Source organism: Kitasatospora sp. NPDC029367, assembly GCF_055569135.1.
On the sequence record NZ_JBVHYH010000115.1, the window covers coordinates 1 to 17,721 of the forward strand.

The 17,721-nt window shown below is 75.0% G+C and carries 15 protein-coding genes; 6 read left to right on the forward strand and 9 right to left on the reverse strand.

What is annotated here, in order from left to right:
- Positions 1-100: 100 nt before the first annotated feature.
- A complete protein-coding gene (locus tag ACZ4W5_RS36250) occupies positions 101-1,414 on the reverse strand; it encodes a DUF6271 family protein (protein ID WP_465659381.1) in 1,314 nt (437 codons plus the stop codon).
- Positions 1,396-2,487 (reverse strand): phytanoyl-CoA dioxygenase family protein, encoded by a 1,092-nt coding sequence (locus tag ACZ4W5_RS36255; protein ID WP_465659383.1) that lies wholly within the window; start codon positions 2,485-2,487, stop codon positions 1,396-1,398. Before ACZ4W5_RS36255 ends, ACZ4W5_RS36250 begins: the two co-directional genes overlap by 19 nt.
- A gap of 505 nt (positions 2,488-2,992) precedes the next feature.
- Here ACZ4W5_RS36255 and ACZ4W5_RS36260 point away from each other — a divergent pair.
- Positions 2,993-4,942 (forward strand): FUSC family protein, encoded by a 1,950-nt coding sequence (locus ACZ4W5_RS36260; protein WP_465659397.1) that lies wholly within the window; start codon positions 2,993-2,995, stop codon positions 4,940-4,942.
- Positions 4,943-4,970: 28 nt separating this feature from the next.
- Here the strand turns inward: ACZ4W5_RS36260 and ACZ4W5_RS36265 are convergent, their stop codons facing one another.
- Complete coding sequence (locus ACZ4W5_RS36265; RefSeq protein WP_465659385.1) at positions 4,971-6,374, reverse strand: amidase; 1,404 nt, start codon at positions 6,372-6,374, stop codon at positions 4,971-4,973.
- 383 nt (positions 6,375-6,757) lie between these two features.
- Between ACZ4W5_RS36265 and ACZ4W5_RS36270 the strand changes: the two genes are divergently transcribed.
- Positions 6,758-8,107 (forward strand): cytochrome P450, encoded by a 1,350-nt coding sequence (locus ACZ4W5_RS36270; RefSeq protein ID WP_465659386.1) that lies wholly within the window; start codon positions 6,758-6,760, stop codon positions 8,105-8,107.
- Positions 8,108-8,208: 101 nt separating this feature from the next.
- Positions 8,209-8,931 (forward strand): rhomboid-like protein, encoded by a 723-nt coding sequence (locus ACZ4W5_RS36275; protein WP_465659388.1) that lies wholly within the window; start codon positions 8,209-8,211, stop codon positions 8,929-8,931.
- 108 nt (positions 8,932-9,039) lie between these two features.
- Here the strand turns inward: ACZ4W5_RS36275 and ACZ4W5_RS36280 are convergent, their stop codons facing one another.
- Both ACZ4W5_RS36280 and ACZ4W5_RS36285 read right to left on the reverse strand, forming a co-directional pair.
- The gene (locus ACZ4W5_RS36280) at positions 9,040-9,621 is read right to left on the reverse strand and encodes a DUF421 domain-containing protein (RefSeq protein WP_465659389.1); all 582 of its coding nucleotides are present in this window, start codon (positions 9,619-9,621) and stop codon (positions 9,040-9,042) included.
- A gap of 74 nt (positions 9,622-9,695) precedes the next feature.
- Complete coding sequence (locus tag ACZ4W5_RS36285; protein WP_465659390.1) at positions 9,696-10,505, reverse strand: LysR family substrate-binding domain-containing protein; 810 nt, start codon at positions 10,503-10,505, stop codon at positions 9,696-9,698.
- A 57-nt stretch (positions 10,506-10,562) separates the two neighbouring features.
- On the opposite strand from ACZ4W5_RS36285, the gene ACZ4W5_RS36290 reads away from it, so the two are divergent.
- The 3 genes from ACZ4W5_RS36290 (at position 10,563) to ACZ4W5_RS36300 (ending at position 14,024) form a co-directional block, all read left to right on the forward strand.
- The gene (locus ACZ4W5_RS36290; protein ID WP_465659391.1) at positions 10,563-10,982 is read left to right on the forward strand and encodes a DUF5997 family protein; all 420 of its coding nucleotides are present in this window, start codon (positions 10,563-10,565) and stop codon (positions 10,980-10,982) included.
- Between the two features lie 303 nt (positions 10,983-11,285).
- Positions 11,286-13,001, forward strand: a complete 1,716-nt coding sequence (locus tag ACZ4W5_RS36295) for a DUF885 domain-containing protein (protein WP_465659392.1) — start codon at positions 11,286-11,288, stop codon at positions 12,999-13,001.
- Between the two features lie 267 nt (positions 13,002-13,268).
- On the forward strand, positions 13,269-14,024 hold the full coding sequence (locus ACZ4W5_RS36300) for a hypothetical protein (protein ID WP_465659393.1): 756 nt from the start codon (positions 13,269-13,271) through the stop codon (positions 14,022-14,024).
- A 55-nt stretch (positions 14,025-14,079) separates the two neighbouring features.
- On the opposite strand, the gene ACZ4W5_RS36305 is transcribed toward ACZ4W5_RS36300, so the two are convergent.
- The 4 genes from ACZ4W5_RS36305 to ACZ4W5_RS36320 all read right to left on the reverse strand — a co-directional run bounded on the left by ACZ4W5_RS36305 (position 14,080) and on the right by ACZ4W5_RS36320 (position 17,594).
- Entirely contained in the window at positions 14,080-15,420 is a 1,341-nt protein-coding gene (locus tag ACZ4W5_RS36305) for a glycosyltransferase (RefSeq protein WP_465659394.1), read from the reverse strand.
- Positions 15,421-15,454: 34 nt separating this feature from the next.
- The gene (locus tag ACZ4W5_RS36310) at positions 15,455-16,228 is read right to left on the reverse strand and encodes an SDR family NAD(P)-dependent oxidoreductase (RefSeq protein ID WP_465659395.1); all 774 of its coding nucleotides are present in this window, start codon (positions 16,226-16,228) and stop codon (positions 15,455-15,457) included.
- A gap of 3 nt (positions 16,229-16,231) precedes the next feature.
- On the reverse strand, positions 16,232-16,699 hold the full coding sequence (locus tag ACZ4W5_RS36315) for an SAM-dependent methyltransferase (RefSeq protein ID WP_465659398.1): 468 nt from the start codon (positions 16,697-16,699) through the stop codon (positions 16,232-16,234).
- 148 nt (positions 16,700-16,847) lie between these two features.
- The gene (locus ACZ4W5_RS36320; RefSeq protein WP_465659396.1) at positions 16,848-17,594 is read right to left on the reverse strand and encodes an ADP-ribosylglycohydrolase family protein; all 747 of its coding nucleotides are present in this window, start codon (positions 17,592-17,594) and stop codon (positions 16,848-16,850) included.
- Positions 17,595-17,721: the final 127 nt, after the last annotated feature.

The window sequence follows — 17,721 nt, forward strand, 5'->3', positions numbered from 1 at the left end:
GGCGGAGGAGGGAGTCCATGCGGAGCATCGGCGACCGACGACAACGCGGCGAGGTGCGTGCCCTGGCGTCGCGGGCCTGGCCTGATCCACAAGACGCGCCCTAACCCGGCAGCCGGTCGGCGGGCGTGGCCTTACCGGCCCGCACGAGCGGGCCCCACGCGTCGATCAGCAGGGCGAAGTCCTCGATGTCGGCCTGCGCCCGGTCGAGCAGCTGCGCCCGTCGGGGCGCCAGGTGGTCGGCGAACTCGGCGTATCGGCCGCCGAGTTGCCGGTAGCAGCGGTCGAGCTCGGCGAGCCGCCGGTGGTTCTCGGCGCGGTCGGTCGCGGCGCTGCGGCGGGCGGCGTCGGCGATCAGCCCGGGGCGGACGTGGTGGTGCTCGTCCAGCAGGGTGTCGCCGGCCCGTTCCAGCTCGGAGTAGACGGGGTGGAGGTAGAGCATGGAGAGCAGGAACTTGGCGTAGCGCTCCTGGTAGGCGGTGAAGCCGGAGCCGGTGCGTCGTTCCGGGGTGTAGTAGTTGACGATGTGCCGGTTGTGGGTCACCCCGGGCAGGGTGGCGTCGTGCACCAGGTGGTGCAGGAAGTAGTCGCTGCCGATGGTGTCGGTGGCGGGCGGCAGCGGGACGCGTTCGTAGACCTCGCGGTCGAGGGCGATGTTGCACATGTCGATCCGCCAGATGTCGGGCCGGCCGAGCACGGCGCGGTCGACGGTGAACGGGTCGGTTCCGCCGCCGGTGAAGGAGTCGGCGACGAGTTCCCGCCGCTCCTGCTCGGTGGCCCCGGTGGGCGCCCAGAGCGCGACCAGGTCGTGGTAGACCTCCGGGTCCAGGTCGCGGATCTCGCCGAGGTCGACGGAGAGTTCGCCGATGAAGGAGGCGCCGACCAGGGCGACGGGCTTGTCGGCGTCGGCCGGGTCGAGGGTGTGCTCGGTGACGGCGGCGGCCGCGTCGGCGGCCTTGAGGCCGATGGTGGCGAGTTCGTGGTCGATCGGGAAGACGGGGGCGCCGTCGTGCCACTGGTAGCGGCTGTCGGAGTCGCGGCGGTGCACGGAGGCGCAGCCGAGGGCGGCGGCCAGCAGGAAGGCCCGGTTGGTGCAGGCGCCGTAGGAGACGGCGTCGGGCAGCATCAGGTCGAGCAGCCGGTCCGGGTCGGGGAGGGCGGCGCGCTCGATCACCCGGCGCAGGAAGGCGCGTTGGGCGTCCTCGTCGAGGTGGTGGGCGACCACGCCTTCGGTGGGCGGCAGTGCGGCGAGGGCGGCGGCGTGCCGGGCGCGGTCCGCCGGTTCGGCGGAGTCGAGCACCAGGAGGTGCACCCGGACGCCGAAGGTCCGGGCGGCGTGGGCGGCTTCGGCGCCGACGGCGGTGACGGTGTCGGCGCAGGCGCGGTTGGTGGGCAGGGTCAGGCAGACGGCGTGCATTCCCGCTCCCCCGTGGGCTGCTCGGCACCCGAGTCCTCGAAGCTCCGGCCGGTCCAGGACCGCAGGCCGAGCAACTTCTCGCCCAGTTCGGTGAGTTCGGCCGGTCCGTAGCGCAGCGCCTCGGGCCGCTCGGCGTCCCCGACCAGGGTGCGGTTCCAGTCCGGGGTGGCGAGGGTGCGCCAGGACTCGACCCGGGAGCGGCGCAGCGGCTCGGCCTCCTCCAGGGCGGGCATCATGGACAGGTACTGCACGGAGCGCACGCCGTTCGCGGAGGTGTTGGGGGCGACGCCGTGGGCGAGCAGGCCGTTCCAGATCAGCAGGTCGCCGGCCTTCAACTCGGGGCGGACGACCGGGAACTCGGCGCGGTCGATGTCGGGGCGGATCGGGTCGCGGTCGGCGGGCTGGGCGGCCTGCCACTCGTTGTGGCGACGGAACAGTTCCGGGTCGCACTGGAAGCCGCCGTGGTCGGGGGCGGTGTCGTTGAGCGCGATGATGCCCTGGACACGCTGCGGCAGCATGGCGCGGGTGGTGTCGACGTCCCAGTGCAGTTCGATGTCGAAGCCCTTGTCGGTGGGTTCGATCAGGGCGCGGTCGCGGTTGCGGACGTTCGGCGGGTTGAGGTTGAGCCGGTCGAGGGTGACCCAGAGCTCCTCGCAGTCCCAGACGTCCACGAAGGCGTCGTAGACGCGCTGCGACTGGCGGCTGTCCCAGATGAGTTGGTGGTGGTAGGCCTCGACGAAGCCGTAGATGTGCAGGTGCCGGTCGAGTTCGTCGCGGTGGTCGCGCTCGCGGTACCAGTCCTCGGGGCGGTCGGGCGACAGGCCCTGGAACTCCCAGGCGAAGTCGAGCAGTCGCTGCGCGGCCGCGGCCGGGATCGCCTGCCGGACCACGACGTAGCCGTAGGTCTGCCAGTGCGCGAAGTCCTCCTCGGAGAGCACTCGCAGCGGGTGCTTCTTGCGCAGTTCGCGCAGGGCTGTGGCGGCGAGGTAGCTCTCGGTGTCGGCACTGAAGTAGGGGCGCGCGGAGGCGGCCCGGTACAGATATTCCTCGGGGTGTTCGTCAGGGCTCGGCATGGGCGGTCACTCCGTGGTTCGTGGTCGATGCAGCGCGTTCTCGGGCGCCCGGTGCGGGCGCGGCGAGCCGCTGGCCGGTCGTCGGCCGGACGGGGAATTCGGTGCGCGGACCGGCTCCCCGTCCGCATGCGCTCCTTCTCGCCTCGGCCCCCGAGCAGCGCACAACGCCACGTCAGGGGGCCAACTCGCCCGTCCGGCAAGGGCACTCACCCCACATCAGCCTGCGCCGGACCGCGCTTCCCCATACGTTGGACTAGACCAACTAATGGTGTCAACCCTTTCTCGCAGGTTACCGATTGGGAATCAGCGCAGTTCACGGCGGTTCTGGAGCTTCGCTTTATGTTTCGGAAACTGACATAAGGCGGGGTATGTTTCGAGAATTGACATAATCGCGCGGAGTTGAACCCCACGCGCCCCGAATCCGTTGCGCACGTACGTTGGGTCTGTGGCACGTCCCCGACCGGCACGTCCCCGACCGGCACGCACCGGACCGGTACGTCCCCGGCTGGCCCCGCCCGGCTGGCTGACCGCGAGCCTGCGGCCCCGGGACGCGCCGGTCCCCTGGGCCGCGGCGGCCCGCGCCTCGGTGGCGCTCGCCGCCCCGCTCGCCGTCGGCACCGCCACCGGCCGGACCGGCTACGGCGCGCTGGTGTCGATGGGCGCGCTGTCCGGGGTGATCGGGGACACCGCCGACGCCTACCGGATGCGGGTGTTCAACATCGCCGTGCCGCAGCTGTTCGGCGCCCTCGGCGTGCTGGTCGGCACCCAGGTGTTCGGCACCGGCTGGACGGCCGTGGTGGCCCTGACGGTGGTCGCCCTGGTGTCCGGCATGATCTCCTCGGTCGGCGCGGTCGCCTCCGTCTCCGGCCTGCTCCTGCTGCTGAACGCCGTGGTCGGGGCCGGCCTGCCGATGCCGTCCCCGTGGTGGCTGCCGCCCGCCCTGCTGCTGCTCGGCGGCCTGCTGGTGCTCGCGCTGACCCTGCTCGCCTGGCCCTTCCGCGGCGGCACGCCCGAGCGGGCGACGGTGGCCGACACCTACCGGGCGGTCGCCGGACTGCTGGAGGCGGCCGGCTCACCCGGTTACGAGGACCGGCGCCGGGGGCTCACCCAGTCGCTCAACCACTCCTACGACCTGCTGCTGGCCCGTCGCGCCCGCCGGCACGGCCGCTCGGCCACCCTGGTGCGGCTGCTCGCCCAGCTCAACGCGCTGATCCCGGTGGTCGAGGGGGCGGCCGCGGCCCAGCTGCGCCCGCCCGGGGAGGGCCCGCTGCCGCCCGCCTACCCGGCGGCGGTGCGCGCGCTGGCCGCCGCCGTCGAGCACGGCCGGAGCGGCCCCGGCCCGCCGCCCGGCCCGCCCGGACTCCTCGACCTGCCCGACCTGCCCGAGCCGCGCGGCCCGTCCACCCGCGCACTGGCCCAGGCCATCGGGCACGCCGCCACCGTGGTGCACGAGGCCGAGCCCGACCCGTACGCCGCCGACGACCGGCTCGGCCGGCCCGCCGGCCTGCGGGTACGGGCCCGCCGGACGGCCCGGGGGCTGCTGCTGTCCGGCGCGTCCTGGCGGTACGGGCTGCGGCTGGCGCTGTGCATCGGGCTGGCCCAGGTGCTGGTGTCGGTGATCGCCGTGCCGCGTTCGTACTGGGTCTCGCTGACGGTGACCTTCGTGCTGAAACCGGACTTCGGCTCGGTGTTCTCCCGCGCGGTGCTGCGCGCGCTCGGGACGGCCGCCGGGCTGCTGGTCGCCGTGCCGGTGCTCGCCGAGGTGCCGCACGGCTGGTGGGACGTGCCGGTGATGGCGGCGCTCGCCACGCTGATCCCGGTGCTGTCCGTGAAGGGGTACGCCTTCCAGACCGCCGCGATCACCCCGGTCATCCTGATGCTCTCCGACCTGCTCAACCACCAGGGCTTCCACCTGGTGCTGCCCCGGCTCTACGACTCGCTGATCGGCTGCGCCATCGCCCTGCTGGCCGGGTACCTGCTCTGGCCGGAGTCCTGGCACACCCGGATCGGCGACCGGCTGGCCGACGCCGTGCAGGACGCCGCCTCGTACGTCTCGCTGGCCTTCACCACGGCGCCGGGCCATGACGAGCCCGCCCGGGCCCGCTACCGGCGCCGGCTCTACCGGGACCTCTCGGCGGTGCGCAGCGAGTTCCAGCGGGCGCTCACCGAGCCGCCGCCGGTCGGCGCCCGGGCGGAGGCCTGGTGGCCGCTGGTGATCGCGGTGGAGCGGATCGTCGACACCACCACCGCCACCCGGGTGCGGGTCGAGCACGGCGCCCCGGTGCCGACCCCGGCCGAGGTGGGCGCCGTCGCCCGGGAGCTGACCGACCTGGCCGAGTCGCTGCGCAGCGGCGCGCCGGTGCCCCCGGGAGACCCGGACCCGCCGGCGCCGGACTGCGCGCTGGCCCGGCTGCACCACGAGGTGCACGCGGCCCGGGCGGTCGCGGCCTCCTGACCGACCCGCCCCTTCCCGGGTTCCCCGGTCAGTCCTGGATCCGCCGCCAGGGCCGGTCCGCCTCCAACTCGTAGGCCAGCTCCAGCAGCAGCCGCTCCTGGCCGTGCGCGGCCGACAGGTGCACCCCGATCGGCAGGCCGCCCGGCGCCGCCCCGGCGGGCAGCGCGATGCCGGGGCCGCCGGTCACGTTGTTGACCGGAGTGAAGGCGACGTAGCGCAGCAGCCGCTCGATCAGCTCGTCGAAGGCCACGTTGGGGCTGAGGTGGCCGATCGGCGGGGCGGTGTGGGCGAGCACCGGGGAGAGGATCGCGTCGTGCTCGCGGAAGATCCCCGCGTACACGGCCTCGGCCCGGCGCAGCCGGCGCAGCACGCCCGGGGTGCGCCGGTACTGCGCCCGGAAGCTGTTGCGCAGCCCGGTGGTGAGCCCGTCCAGCTTCCCGGCCCGGAAGCCCGGGTCGAGCAGCACCCGGCCAGTGAGCGCGATCACCCAGGCGATGTAGCCCCAGTACGCCAGGAAGTCGCGGGAGAACTCCTCGCCGAAGGGCAGCGTGGTGGGCACCACCCGGTGCCCCATCGCCTCCAGCCGGGCGGCGGTCTCCTCGACCACCCGGCGGGTCGCCTCGTCGGTCTTGGCGGTGGGCGAGTCGACCACCAGCCCGATCCGCAGCCGGCGCCCGCTCGGGCCCTCGACCAGGCCGAGCGGGGGCAGCCCGGGGTTGCGGTGGTGGCGTTCGGCGGCGGCGAAGAAGGCGGCGGTGTCGCGCACCGTACGGGTCACCACCCCGTCGGTGACCAGGTCGATCGGCAGTTTGCCGCCCTGGGCGTTGGTGACCAGCCGGCCGCGGGTGGGCTTGAGGCCGACCAGGCCGCAGCAGGCCGCCGGGATGCGGATCGAGCCGCCGCCGTCGTTGGCGTGGGCGATCGGCACCACCCCGGCGGCGACCAGCGCGGCCGCGCCGCCGGAGGAGGCGCCGGGCGAGTGGGAGGTCTTCCAGGGGTTGCGCACCGGCTGGGCGGTGGCGAACTCGGTGGAGGCGTTCAGCCCGAACTCGGGCAGCCGGGTCTTGCCGAGCACGGCCAGGCCGGTGGAGAGCAGTTGGTCGGTGAAGGGCGCGTTGCGGCGGGCCGGGCGGGCGCGGAAGGCCTCGCTGCCCATGCCGGTCGGCAGGCCGCGCAGGTCGACGTTGTCCTTGAGGTAGGTCGGCACGCCCCAGAGCGGGCCGTCGATGCCCGCCCGGCTGATCCGGGGCCGGTCGTAGGCGGCGTGGGCGACGGGCAGCAGCGCGGCGTCGATCCGCCCGGCGCGGGCGACGGCGGCCGCGACCAGCTCGCGGGGGTGGGCCTCACCGGCCCGGACCAGGGCGGCCAGTGCCACCGCGTCGTGTGCGCCGAGGGCGTCGTCGGTGAACGCGTGGGCCCGCTCGTCGGCCATCCCAACTCCCAACCGGTAGTACCGAACTGACTGGCGGTACCAGCCGGTAGTACCGGCCGGTAATGGTGCGGAGCTCGCAGTCTAGGCGCGCGGCACCGCGCGCGGAAACCCCCTGCGCCCGCCCCCGGAACCGCCGTCCGGGCCCCCGGCGAACCCACCCCGGGCCTCCGGCGAACGCGCCCCGGGCGCCGGGCCGGGCCTCCGGCGACCGCGCTCCGGGCGCCGGGCCGGGCCCCGCCCGGGTGTCAAGGCCGCCCCGGCGCACGGGCGTTCGGCCTGCGCCCCCGCGTTCACCCCACCCGCCGTTCCCGGACCGTTTCACCGGCGGCCGCCGGGAAAGATCACCGACGCCCGACCGACCCGCCCTCCCCGAGGTGACGCCCGTGCCCACCCAGTACCACCCCACCGCCCGCTACACCTCGGCCACCGCCCCCGGTGCGCTCCCCCTGCTCGGCCACGCCCCCGCCCTGCTCCGCAACCCGCACGACTTCGTGGCCGGCCTGGCCGCCCACGGCGACCTGGTCCGGATCCGGCTCGGCCCGCTCGACGCGTACGTCGTCTGCCACCCCGACCTGGTGCGCCGTCTGCTCACCGAGGACCACACCTACGACAAGGGCGGCATCGTCGTCGAGAAGGCCCGCGAGGCCTTCGGCAACGGCCTCGCCACCTGCCCCGCCGCCGACCACCGGCGCCAGCGCCGGATGCTCCAGCCCGCCTTCCACCGCGACCGGTTGCCCGGCTACGCCGCCCTGATGGCCGAGGAGATCTCCGGCGCCACCGCCGGCTGGCGCGACGGCGACGTGGTCGACGTGCCCGCCGCGATGTACCGCCTCTCCACCGCCGTCACGGCCCGCTGCCTGTTCGCCGCCCACGAACGGGCCGGCTCGCTGCCCGTGCACGCCGCCATGGACCAGGTCGCCCGCGGGGTCGCCCGGCGGATGATGCTGCCGCTGCCCGGCGCCGACCGGATCCCCACCCCCGGCAACCGCCGCTTCGCCTGCGCCCGGCGGGACCTCCGGGAGATCACCGACCGCCTGATCGGCGACTACCGCGCCGCCGGCACCGACCACCACGACCTGCTCTCGATGCTGCTCGACGCCCGCGACGAGGACGGGCGCGGCCTGTCCGACGACGAGGTCCACGACCAGGTGGTCACCTTCCTGCTGGCCGGCATGGAGACCACCGCCGCCACCCTCTCCTGGGCCTGGACCCTGCTCGCCGCCAACCCCGCCGTCCGCGAGCGCCTGCACACCGAACTCGACACCGTCCTCGACGGCCGCCCCGCCCGCCACCAGGACCTGCCCGCCCTGCCGCTCACCGCCCGGATCGTCAGCGAGACCCTGCGGCTCCACCCGCCGGCCTGGATCCTCAGCCGCACCACCGCCACCGCCACCGAACTCGGCGGCCACCCCCTCCCGGCCGGCGCCACCGTCCTGTACAGCCCCTACCTGCTGCACCGCCGGGCCGACCTCTTCCCCTGCCCCGACCGCTTCGACCCCGACCGCTGGCTCACCACCGCCCGCCCCGCCCCCGGCACCTACGCCCCCTTCGGCCTCGGCGCCCGCCGCTGCATCGGCGAGGCCTTCGGCAGCACCGAGGCCGCCCTCGCCCTGGCCGGCATCGCCGCCCACTGGACCGTCACCCCCACCCCCGGCAGGCCCGTCCGCCCGCAGCGCAGCGCCTCGCTCTCCCCCCGCCCGTTCACCGCCACGCTCGCCCGCCGGATCCGCTGAGCCGCCACGGGCATCCGGCAGCGCGGTTCGGTACTGTCCCGAGGTGGCCGGCCGCATCCGGACCGGCCGGACCAGCCGCTCGACCGGGACACCATCAGAACATGAACGCTCGACCCCCGTTGGGGCTCCTCAGCACGCTGCTGCGCATCGTCCGCACGTACCCGCGGCGCTCGCCGCTGACCCTCGTCTACGTCGGGCTGCTGCTCCTCGGGCACGCCTGGGTCGAGTACGGGCTGACCGAGGAACAGGCCGACGACCTGCGGAACTACATCAGCACCAACCTGGACAACCTGCACGACCACCCGCTCCGTGCCCTGGTCGGCAGCGCCCTGCTGTACGACGGCACGCTCACCGACATCACCTCCACCGGCTTCGGCGGCACCCTGATCACCCTCGGCCTCGGCATCGTCGTCGGCCTGGCCTGGGCCGAACGCCGCTTCGGCACGCCCCGCGCCGCCGCCGTCTTCCTGGCCGGGCACGTCGGAGCCACCCTGATCACCGCGCTGGTGATCCTGCTCGCCCTCCACCAGGGCTGGTACCCGGAGAGCGTCCGGGCGGCCTCCGACTACGGCATCAGCTACGGCGCCCAGGGCGCCCTCGCCTTCGCCACCCTCGCCCTGCCCCGCTGGGCCCGACTGCCCTGGGCCGCCTTCGTGCTCGCCTGGCCGCTCACCGGCGACGAGGAGTGGCCCGGCCCGCTGCCCGAGTTCACCACCGTCGGCCACCTCCTCGCCGCCGCCCTCGGCTTCGCCCTGGCCGCCGCCACCGCCCGCGGCCGGCGCCGCGCCGCCGCCCCGGCCGCCGCCGCCCGTACCGGCGGCTGACGGCCCGTACCGGCGGCTGACCGCCCCGGGCGGGGCCGGCGGGTGGCGCGCGGCGGGGCCGTCGGGACGCGGGCGTTCAACGACGCGGGCGTTCAACGACGCGGGCGTTCAGCGCGGCGGGCGGCGCTCCTCGGCGAGCGCGGTCAGCAGCCGCTCGATCGCCGCCAGCCGCTCCCGCAGCTCGTCGACGTCGCCCTTGGTGGCACTCCGCTCGGCCTCCCGAAGGGTGACCAGCAGCTGCCCGTCCGGTTCCAGCCGGGCCCGCGCCACATCGCTCACGTTGTCGCCGTTCTGCATCCGGATCGCGTGCTCCAGCTCGGACGGGCGCAGCGCCAGCTCGCGCAGCGCGCCGGGCACCAGCCTGCCGTCACGGACCACCGTGGTGGGAACACCCTCCAGGATCCGCGCGGCCCGCGGGTCGCGGGCCAGCCAGCGGGTGACCCCGGCGTTCACCGCGATCAGGGTGACGGCGCCGATCGCACCGCCCAGCAGGCTGTTGTCGTTGCCGATGATCGCGTTCTGCACCACGTTGGAGAGCAGGAACACGACCACGATGTCGAAGGTGTTCAGCCCCGCCAGCCCGCGCTTCCCGGCCAGCCGGAAGAGCACCAGGATCAGCACGTAGACGGCGATCGTCCGGAGGATCTTCTCCACGATCGGAATCTGGACGACCACCAGGTCATGCCACACGGCCCCGCTCCTCCCGCCAGGACGCTCCGGAGCGACCGTCCGGAAACGGGGCCGACGCTACTCCCCGGCGGCCGTCAGGAGCGCCGCTTCGGCTTCCCGCGCCGGGCTGCGGCCGGGCCGCCCCGGCCCTTCTGCGCGCCGGTCCGCTGGCCGCCCGCCTTCTGTGCACCCGCCTTCTGGCCGCCGGCCTTCTGCTGCTGCGGCTTGCGCGGCGCCGCCGCCTTCTTCGGCTGGCTCTTCGGCTCGGCCTCGGCCGGCTGTCCCGCCCCGCGGCCGCGCGAGCTATTGACGGTGCGCCCCCGGACGATCCCGATGAACTCCTCCACCAGGTCCGTGGTCCGCTCCTGCGGCCAGGCCAGTGCGACCTGCGACTGCGGCGCCTCCGGCACCGTCCGGTAGGTGAGGTCCCGCCGGTGGTGCAGCCGGGCCAGCGACTGGGGCACCAGCAGCACGCCGACGTTGGCCGCCACCAGCTCGACCGCGTCCGCCGTGGTGTCCGGGCGGGCGATCGCCGGGCGCCCGGGCAGGGTCCCGGCCGTGAGGCCGAGGGTGTCGTCCAGCGGGTGGAAGACCACCTCGTCGGCGAGCTCGTCGAGGGCGACCTCCTCGGCCGCGGCCAGCCAGTGGTCCTTGGGGAAGACCACCACGGTGGTCTCGGTGTACAGCGGGATCGCGCTCAGCACGTCCTTGTCGACCGGCAGCCGGACCAGTCCGGCGTCCACCGCGCCCTCGCGCAGGGCCCGCTCGCCGTCGGTGGAGGGCACCGCGACGAGGTCGAGCGGCACGTCCGGAAGCCGTTCGACCCAGACCCGGGCCCATTTGCCGGGGGTCACGCCCGGGACGTACGCGAGCCGGAACGGCGGGTTCACCTGCATGTCTGTCACAGGGCAAGGCTACCGACCGTGACCGGAAGCGCCCGCACACTCCCTTACCCTTGTTCCATGACACCGCTCAAGCAGAAGACCAGCCAGACCATGAAGCCGGCCACGGCGGCCAAGAAGCTGGGGATCTACCTCGCAGCCGCGCCGACCGACTTCCAGGAGGGCGTGGTCTCCCGCGAGGAGCTCAACGCGCTGCAGGCCGAGCCGCCGCAGTGGCTCCAGGAGCTGCGCAAGAACGGCCCGCACCCGCGCCCGGTGATCGCCGCCAAGCTCGGCATCTCCATCTCGGGCCTGGCCCGCGGCGGGGTGACCGAGGCGCTGACCACCGCCGAGGTCGACGCCATCAAGGCAGAGAACCCGCTGTGGCTCCAGCACGAGCGCGCCAACCAGGCGGACCTCCGCAAGGAGACCGCCCGGATCAAGGCGAAGCGCGAGAAGGAGGCCGCCGAGAAGGCCGCCAAGGAGAACCAGGGCAACTGAGCCCCTCGGGGGCCGGCCGCCGACCCCCTCGCTGCACCGGTGCCGGCGTTCGTCCAGAGAGGACGGACGCCGGCACCGTCGTGCCCGGAGCCCGGAGCCCGGAGCCCGCTGCCTTGGTCGCCCGCCCGGTACCTGCGGGCCGGCCGAAGACGCCGTCAGCGGCGGCGCGTTCACCGTCGGCGGCCCGAACTCCTCTCCCCCCGGTGCGTATTGACCGCGCCGTCGCCGCTCCGAATAATCGGCCCGATCGGGCCCCCAGGGAACCCGTGTCGCACTGCCCCCACCGGACCCGGGAGCGCCCCCATGACCGAGCAGCCGAACGACACCTCCCACCGCGCCGCCCCCTCCTCCCCCCACACCGAACTGGCCGCCCTCGCGGACGAGTTCTTCGCCGCCGAGAACGACCACGACCCCTTCGAGGCCACCCTCGCCGGCACCGAGGGCTACGCCCACGGGGTGCCCGACCCGTCCCGCGAGGCCGCCCTGCGCCACCGCGAGGTGCTCCGCGGCCTCGCCACCCGGCTGGCGGCGATCCCGCTTGACGGGCTCACCGGCGAGGACCGCACCACCCACCGGGTGCTCGCCCGGCTGATCGACGACAACGACGGCCGGATCACCCACGGCCTCGACGATTTCAGCGTCTCCGCGACCATCGTCGCCCCGCACAACACGGTCTTCGCCTCGCTCGCCATGACCGCCGTCGACCACGAGGGCACCGACGCCTATCTGGAGCGGCTGGCCGGCCTGCCCGGCTACTTCGACGGTGTCCTGCGCCGCAGCCTGGACGCCGCAGCCGAGGGCCGCCACCCGCTGCGCAGCGGCGTGGACGCCGCGATCACCCAGCTGGACGGCTACCTGGCCGCCGACCCGACCGCCGACCAGCTGCTGCGCCCGCTCCAGGGCCGCCCGGAGTTCGAACGGGCCCGGGCCATCGTCCGCGAGGGCGTGCGCCCCGCCATCGCCCGCTACCGGGCCGGGCTGGCCCAGCGGCTGGCACCGGCCGCCCGCCCGGACGCCGAGGCCGGGGTCTGCTACGTGCCCGGCGGCGACGAGGGCTACGCGGACGCCGTCGCCCGCTTCACCCGGCCGGGGCTCGGCCCGGAGGAGGTGCACCGGATCGGCCTGGAGACGGTGGCGGCGCTGCGTGAGGAGTTCGGCGAGCTGGGCGCCCGGCTGCTCGGCATCAGCGGCACCGACGAGGTGCTGACCGCGCTGCGCGAGGACCGCTCGCTGCGCTTCGGCAGCGCGGCCGAGATCGTCGCCCTGGTGGACGACGCCCTGGACCGGGCCCGGCGCGCCTCGGCCGACTGGTTCCGCCCGTACCCGATCGCCGACTGCGTGACCCGGGAGATCGACCCGCTGGAGGCGGAGACCGCGCCGCTGGCCTACTACCAGCCGCCGGGCCCGGGCGGGCTGCCCGGCACCCACTGGATCAACACCCTGAACCCGGGGAGCCGGTTCAGCTACGAGTACGAGGCGATCGCCTTCCACGAGAGCGTGCCCGGCCACCACCTCCAGCTCGCGCTCGCCCGCACCCTGCACCACCTGCCGGAGTTCCGGCAGCGGCCGAACGGCCAGCTGACCGCGCACGTCGAGGGCTGGGGCCTGTACACCGAGCGGCTGGCCGACGAGATGGGCCTGTACGGCTCGGAGCTGTCCCGCTTCGGCATGCTGTCGATGGACGCGCTGCGCGCGGTGCGCCTGGTGGTGGACACCGGGCTGCACCACTACGGCTGGTCCCGGCAGCGGGCGATGGACTACCTGCGGGACAACACGGCCACCCCGGAGGCCAACGTCCGCAACGAGATCGACCGCTACATCGCCTGGCCGGGCCAGGCCACCGCGTACCTGATCGGGCGTCGGGAGATCGTCCGGCACCGCGAGCGGGCCCGGGCCGAGCTCGGCGGGCTCTTCGACGTACGTGAGTTCCACCACGAGGTGATCGGGCACGGCAGCCTGCCGCTGGGCGTGCTGGAGGACCTGATCAGCGACTGGATCACGGCGCTGCGGTCGGTCTGACGGTCCCACCGGCCCCGGTGCCGTCGCCGGGGGTCGTGACCGAGTGCCGTGCCGGGGGCGGTGCCGGGGGCCGTGCCGGCCAGGCCGTGGCGCACTCGTCGAGGCGTCAGGAGTGCGAAAACGATTCCGCGCGCCCGCCGCCGTCCTCCCGCGCCGGACGTGGCGTCACCCCTTCGGCCCCCTCGACACGGTAGTGTCCGCTGGCGCGGCCCCCGGCACCTTCGTCGACCGGCCGCCCGTGCCACCGCAACGACCTGGAGGAACTCCGTGCCGGCACCCGCCCGAGGCGCCCTTGCCATAGCCGCGGCCGTCCTGCTCGCCGCCGCCGCAGGCTGCTCGTCCGGCGGCGGCCACACCGCCAAGGACAGCTCCGGCGGCAAGGCCTCCTCCCACAGCAGCGCCCCCGGCTCCGCCCCGGCGGCCGCCGGCGACGCCGCCCACCCCGCCCCGGCCTCGATCGTGACCGGCCCCGGGCCGAAGAGCTCCTACGACGCCCAGCCGCAGCCCGCGGCGGGCAGCTGCCACTACCGCTACACGGCGGACAAGCAGCCGCTGCCCGACCCGAACTGCACCCCGGGCGCGATCAGCCCGGCGGTCAACCAGGGCAACATCAACGACACCATCTGCAAGCCGGGCGGCTACACCTCGACCATCCGCCCGCCGGTGAACGTCACCGGCAAGGAAAAGACCGAGAACGCCAAGTCCTACGGCTACACCGGCCCGATGGGCGACGCCGAGTACGACCACCTGATCAGCCTCCAGCTCGGCGGCGACCCCAACGACCCGCGCAACCTGTGGATCCAGCCGCCCTCCCCCGGCCACGTCCCGGGCAAGGGCCCGAACAACCCCAAGGACTCGGTGGAGACCCACCTGCACACCGCGATCTGCAAGGGCCAGGTCACCCTGACCGCCGCCCAGCAGGCGATCGCCACCGACTGGACGACGGCCGAGGCCAAGCTCGGCATCAGCAAGGGCGGGGCCGCCGCCACGCCCACCACGGAGCCGGACGCCGACGGGGACTGACCTCGCCGGGCCGGAACCGTTCGGTCCGCGTCGGTCCGGAACCGTTCGGTCCGGCTCAGAGCGAGCCGACCAGCTCCGCGATGGTGTCGAACGGCCGGTACGCCGCGAACTCCGCGCCCAGCGCGCGGGCCCGTGCGCGGAACCGGCCCTCGGCGAGCACCTGCTCCACCGCCCGGCCGACCGCCTCCGGGGCCGGGCGGCCGGTGCGCAGGTCCAGCCCGACACCGGCCCACTGCACCCGGGCCGCGACCTCCGGCTTGTCCTCGCTCGCCCCGGCCACCACCACCGGCACCCCGTACCGCAGCGCGGTCTGCACCCCGCCGTAGCCGCCGTTGCTCACCAGTACGTCGGTGTGCGGCAGCAGCCGCTCGAACGGCACGTACCCGGCGGCCCGGACGTTCTCCGGCAGCCGGCCGCCCAGCAGTTCGGCCAGCGCCCGCGGCCCGTCCGGGCGGGCGGTGGCGGCCACCACCAGCACGTCCCGGTCCGCCAGCGCGCGGACCGTCGGGGCGACCAGCTCGCCCAGGTCGCCGTTGGCCAGCGTCCCCTGGGTCACCACCACGACCGGCCGCTCACCGGTGACCTCCGCCCACCACCCGGGCAGCGGCTGCCCCTCGCCGACGTTCCCCGGCAGCGCGCCGATCAGGCGGTACGAGGAGGGCGCGTCGGAGCGCGGGTACTCGAAGCCCGGCACGGTCAGCTGCAGGTACACGTCCGGAACCGTCACCTGGGCCAGCCCGCGCGGTCCCGCCGGCAGTTGGACGCCCGCCTCCGCGAACACCTTCTCCGCGTACCGCTGCAAGGGCTCGCCGCGCCGGTCCATCTCCTCCTGCAAGGAGCGGTTGCGGATCCGGCCCTCCTCCCCCGGCAGCGGCGGCAGCGCCAGCCCGAACGGCGCGGTGTCCGCGCTCGGCAGCATCGCCGGGGTGATCCCGACCCCGATCAGCGCCGGGCGCTCCGCCCTCGGGCGGGCCAGCGCCAGCGGCAGCACGCCCTGGACGAAGGCGTCCGCGACCACGGCGTCGGCCGGGAACCGCGCCAGCAGCGCAAGCAGGGCCCGGTACTGGTGCGGCACCGGGTCGAGGAAGACGTGCCGCACGTCGAAGGCGATCCGCTCCGGGCCGGGCGGCAGCTCCGCCCGGCCCGGGAAGGACCCGTCGAGGTCGCGGTCGTCCCAGTCGGCCTCGGCGGGGAGCGCGGCGAAGCGCACCCCGGCCCGCCCGGCCGCCTCCGCGAAGCGCGAGCCGCCGAGGAAGACCACCTCGTGGCCGCGCGCGGCGAGGTCGGCTGAGATGGCCAGCAGCGGGCTGACGTGCCCGTGCGCGGGCAGGGCGGTGGTGATGATCCTGGACAGCGGAGACTCCTGTGGTCGGGCCCGGTCGGTACGGGGACTCACCGTAGGCAGTGGGGGTAGACGTCCGATGAACGGCTCATCTGCCCAGCACCGCGCCCCCGTTCAGCCCGATCACCTGCCCGGTGAGGTAGCCGGCCGCCGGCGAGGCGATGTAGGCGACCGCCTCGGCGACGTCCTCGGGCGTGCCGGCCCGGCCGACCAGGGTGTCGGCGACCTTCCGGGCGTGGAACTCCTCGTTCCGGTCCGCGCCGAAGATCTCGGTGTCCGCCACGTAGCCCGGCGCCAGCACGTTCACCGTGATCCCGTCCGGCCCCAACTGCCGTGCCAGGCCGAACGCCCAGCCGTGCAGCGCCGCCTTCGCGGCCGCGTACGAGCCGGCCGAGTGCGGGCCCGCGCCACCGCGCTGGGCGGCCGCCGAACTGATCACGACCAGGCGGCCGCCGGGCCGGCGCAGCGCCCCCTGGAGCGCCGTGGTCAGCAGCACGGCGGTCAGCAGATTGGTGTCCAGGTCCCGCCGCCAGGATGCGGCCAGCGCGGCCAGGCCGTCGTCCTCGGGCGGGGTGATGATCGCGCCCGCGTTGTTCACCAGCACGTCCACCGGGCCGAGTTCGGCGATCCGGGCGGCCACCCGCTCGACTGCCGCCGGATCCGCCAGGTCACCCGCCAACGGCACCACCGACCCCGGCCCGGTCGTGCGCTCGATCGCCGCCCGGGCCTCCTCCAGCACGGCCGCCCGGCGCCCCAGGACCGCCACCCGGCACCCGTCCCCGGCCAGCCGGGCGGCGATCGCCCGCCCGATCCCCGTCCCGCCGCCGGACACCACCGCGAGCCGCAGCCGGCGCTCCGTCACCGCTCAGGCCTCCCCGTCGTAGTAGGCGCGCATCAGCTCGGTCGACCACGCGGGCTGCCGGAGCCCACCGCGCGGGCCGAACTCGGCCAGGTACGGCTTGATGTCGAGCACCGGTGTGCCGTCCACCGCGTCCAGGCCGGTGACGTGCAGGTCCAGTCCGTCCACCCGGACCAGCTCGCAGCGCGAAACCCCGAGCCGGTTGGGCCGGTTCTTCCCGCGCTGGGCGAAGATGCCCACCAGCGGCCAGTCGGTGTTGCCGCGCGGGTGCCGGGCGCCGGTCTCGACCTTCTCCTCAGGGACCCGGTCGAAGCGGTAGACCACCTCCAGGTGCGAGAAGTCCGCCAGCCCGTACAGCGCCTCCTCGGTGAACTGCCCGGCGTCCAGCCGGATCACCGCCGCGACGCCGCCCCACCCGTCGTCCCGCACGTCCTCCCGGCCACCCACCACATGGGCCACCGGACGCACCGTCATGTCCGCCATGTCGTCTCCCCCTTCGGCGTCGATCCGTTCCTTCGGTACGGTAGCGAGCCGCCTACCGGGACGATCAAGGGGGGCGGGGCCTGGGCGGGCCCTGTTCGCCGCGCCGGCCACCCACCGGGGCCGTCCGACGTACTGGGGCTCAGGCCGCCAGCCGCGCCGCCATCGCGATCAGCTCAGGCGCCCGCAGCACCCGGCCGCCGGAGCCCGGCAGGGGAACGTGCAGCGGCTCGGCCCAGCGGGTCGGGATGGCCGCGAGCCCGTAACGCGCCCCGGCCAGGCCGCCGGTGACGGCCGCGACGGTGTCGGTGTCGCCGCCGAGGTCGACGGCGGCATGGACGGCGGCCTCGAAGCCGTCGGTGGTGCGCAGGGCCCAGACGGCCGAGCCGAGGCAGGGCCAGACCGCGCCGTTGGGTTCGGTGGCCCGGTCGGGGTGCCAGTCCGGGGCGAGGACGGTGGCGTAGCGCTCGCGGTGGTCCGGGTCGACGGCGGCCAGCACGGCGGGGAGTTCGGCGAGCGGGTCGGCGCCGTCGAGGGCGAGCCGGACCAGCTCGTGGAAGACCGCGGTGCCCTCCCAGGCGGCCCGGTCGCCGTGGGTGAGCGCGGCGATCCGCCGGGCGGCGGCCATGGTGGCCTCGCGCCCGGCGCGGGCGAAGGCGACGGCGGAGGTGGCCGCCCGCATCAGCGAGCCGTTGCCCGCCGCGCGCAGGGTGGTGTTGAAGTGGACGGCCGCCGCGAGGTCCCAGGCGTAGTCGCTGGTGAGGACGGACTCGGTCTGGATGCCGATGTCCTTGGGCTCGGCGGCGGCCCAGCGGCGGAACCGGTCGAAGATGTCCGGGAGGTCCAACTCGCCCTGTTCGAGCAGGGATTCGGCGACGAGGACGGCCATTTGGGGCGTGTCTTGTGGATCAGGTCGGATCGGACCGCGGCGTCAGGGTGCGTGCATCGCAAGGCGGAGGAGGGAGTCCATGCGGAGCATCGGCGACCGACGACAACGCGGCGAGGTGCGTGCCCTG

Bases quoted from the DNA above. Each gene is read 5' to 3' on its own strand.
- ACZ4W5_RS36295 (WP_465659392.1), top strand. From the start codon at position 11,286: ATGACCGAGCAGCCGAACGACACCTCCCACCGCGCCGCCCCCTCCTCC.
- ACZ4W5_RS36255 (WP_465659383.1), bottom strand. From the start codon at position 2,487: ATGCCGAGCCCTGACGAACACCCCGAGGAATATCTGTACCGGGCCGCC.
- ACZ4W5_RS36320 (WP_465659396.1), bottom strand. From the start codon at position 17,594: ATGGCCGTCCTCGTCGCCGAATCCCTGCTCGAACAGGGCGAGTTGGAC.
- ACZ4W5_RS36275 (WP_465659388.1), top strand. From the start codon at position 8,209: ATGAACGCTCGACCCCCGTTGGGGCTCCTCAGCACGCTGCTGCGCATC.
- ACZ4W5_RS36290 (WP_465659391.1), top strand. From the start codon at position 10,563: ATGACACCGCTCAAGCAGAAGACCAGCCAGACCATGAAGCCGGCCACG.
- ACZ4W5_RS36250 (WP_465659381.1), bottom strand. From the start codon at position 1,414: ATGCACGCCGTCTGCCTGACCCTGCCCACCAACCGCGCCTGCGCCGAC.
- ACZ4W5_RS36265 (WP_465659385.1), bottom strand. From the start codon at position 6,374: ATGGCCGACGAGCGGGCCCACGCGTTCACCGACGACGCCCTCGGCGCA.
- ACZ4W5_RS36315 (WP_465659398.1), bottom strand. From the start codon at position 16,699: ATGACGGTGCGTCCGGTGGCCCATGTGGTGGGTGGCCGGGAGGACGTG.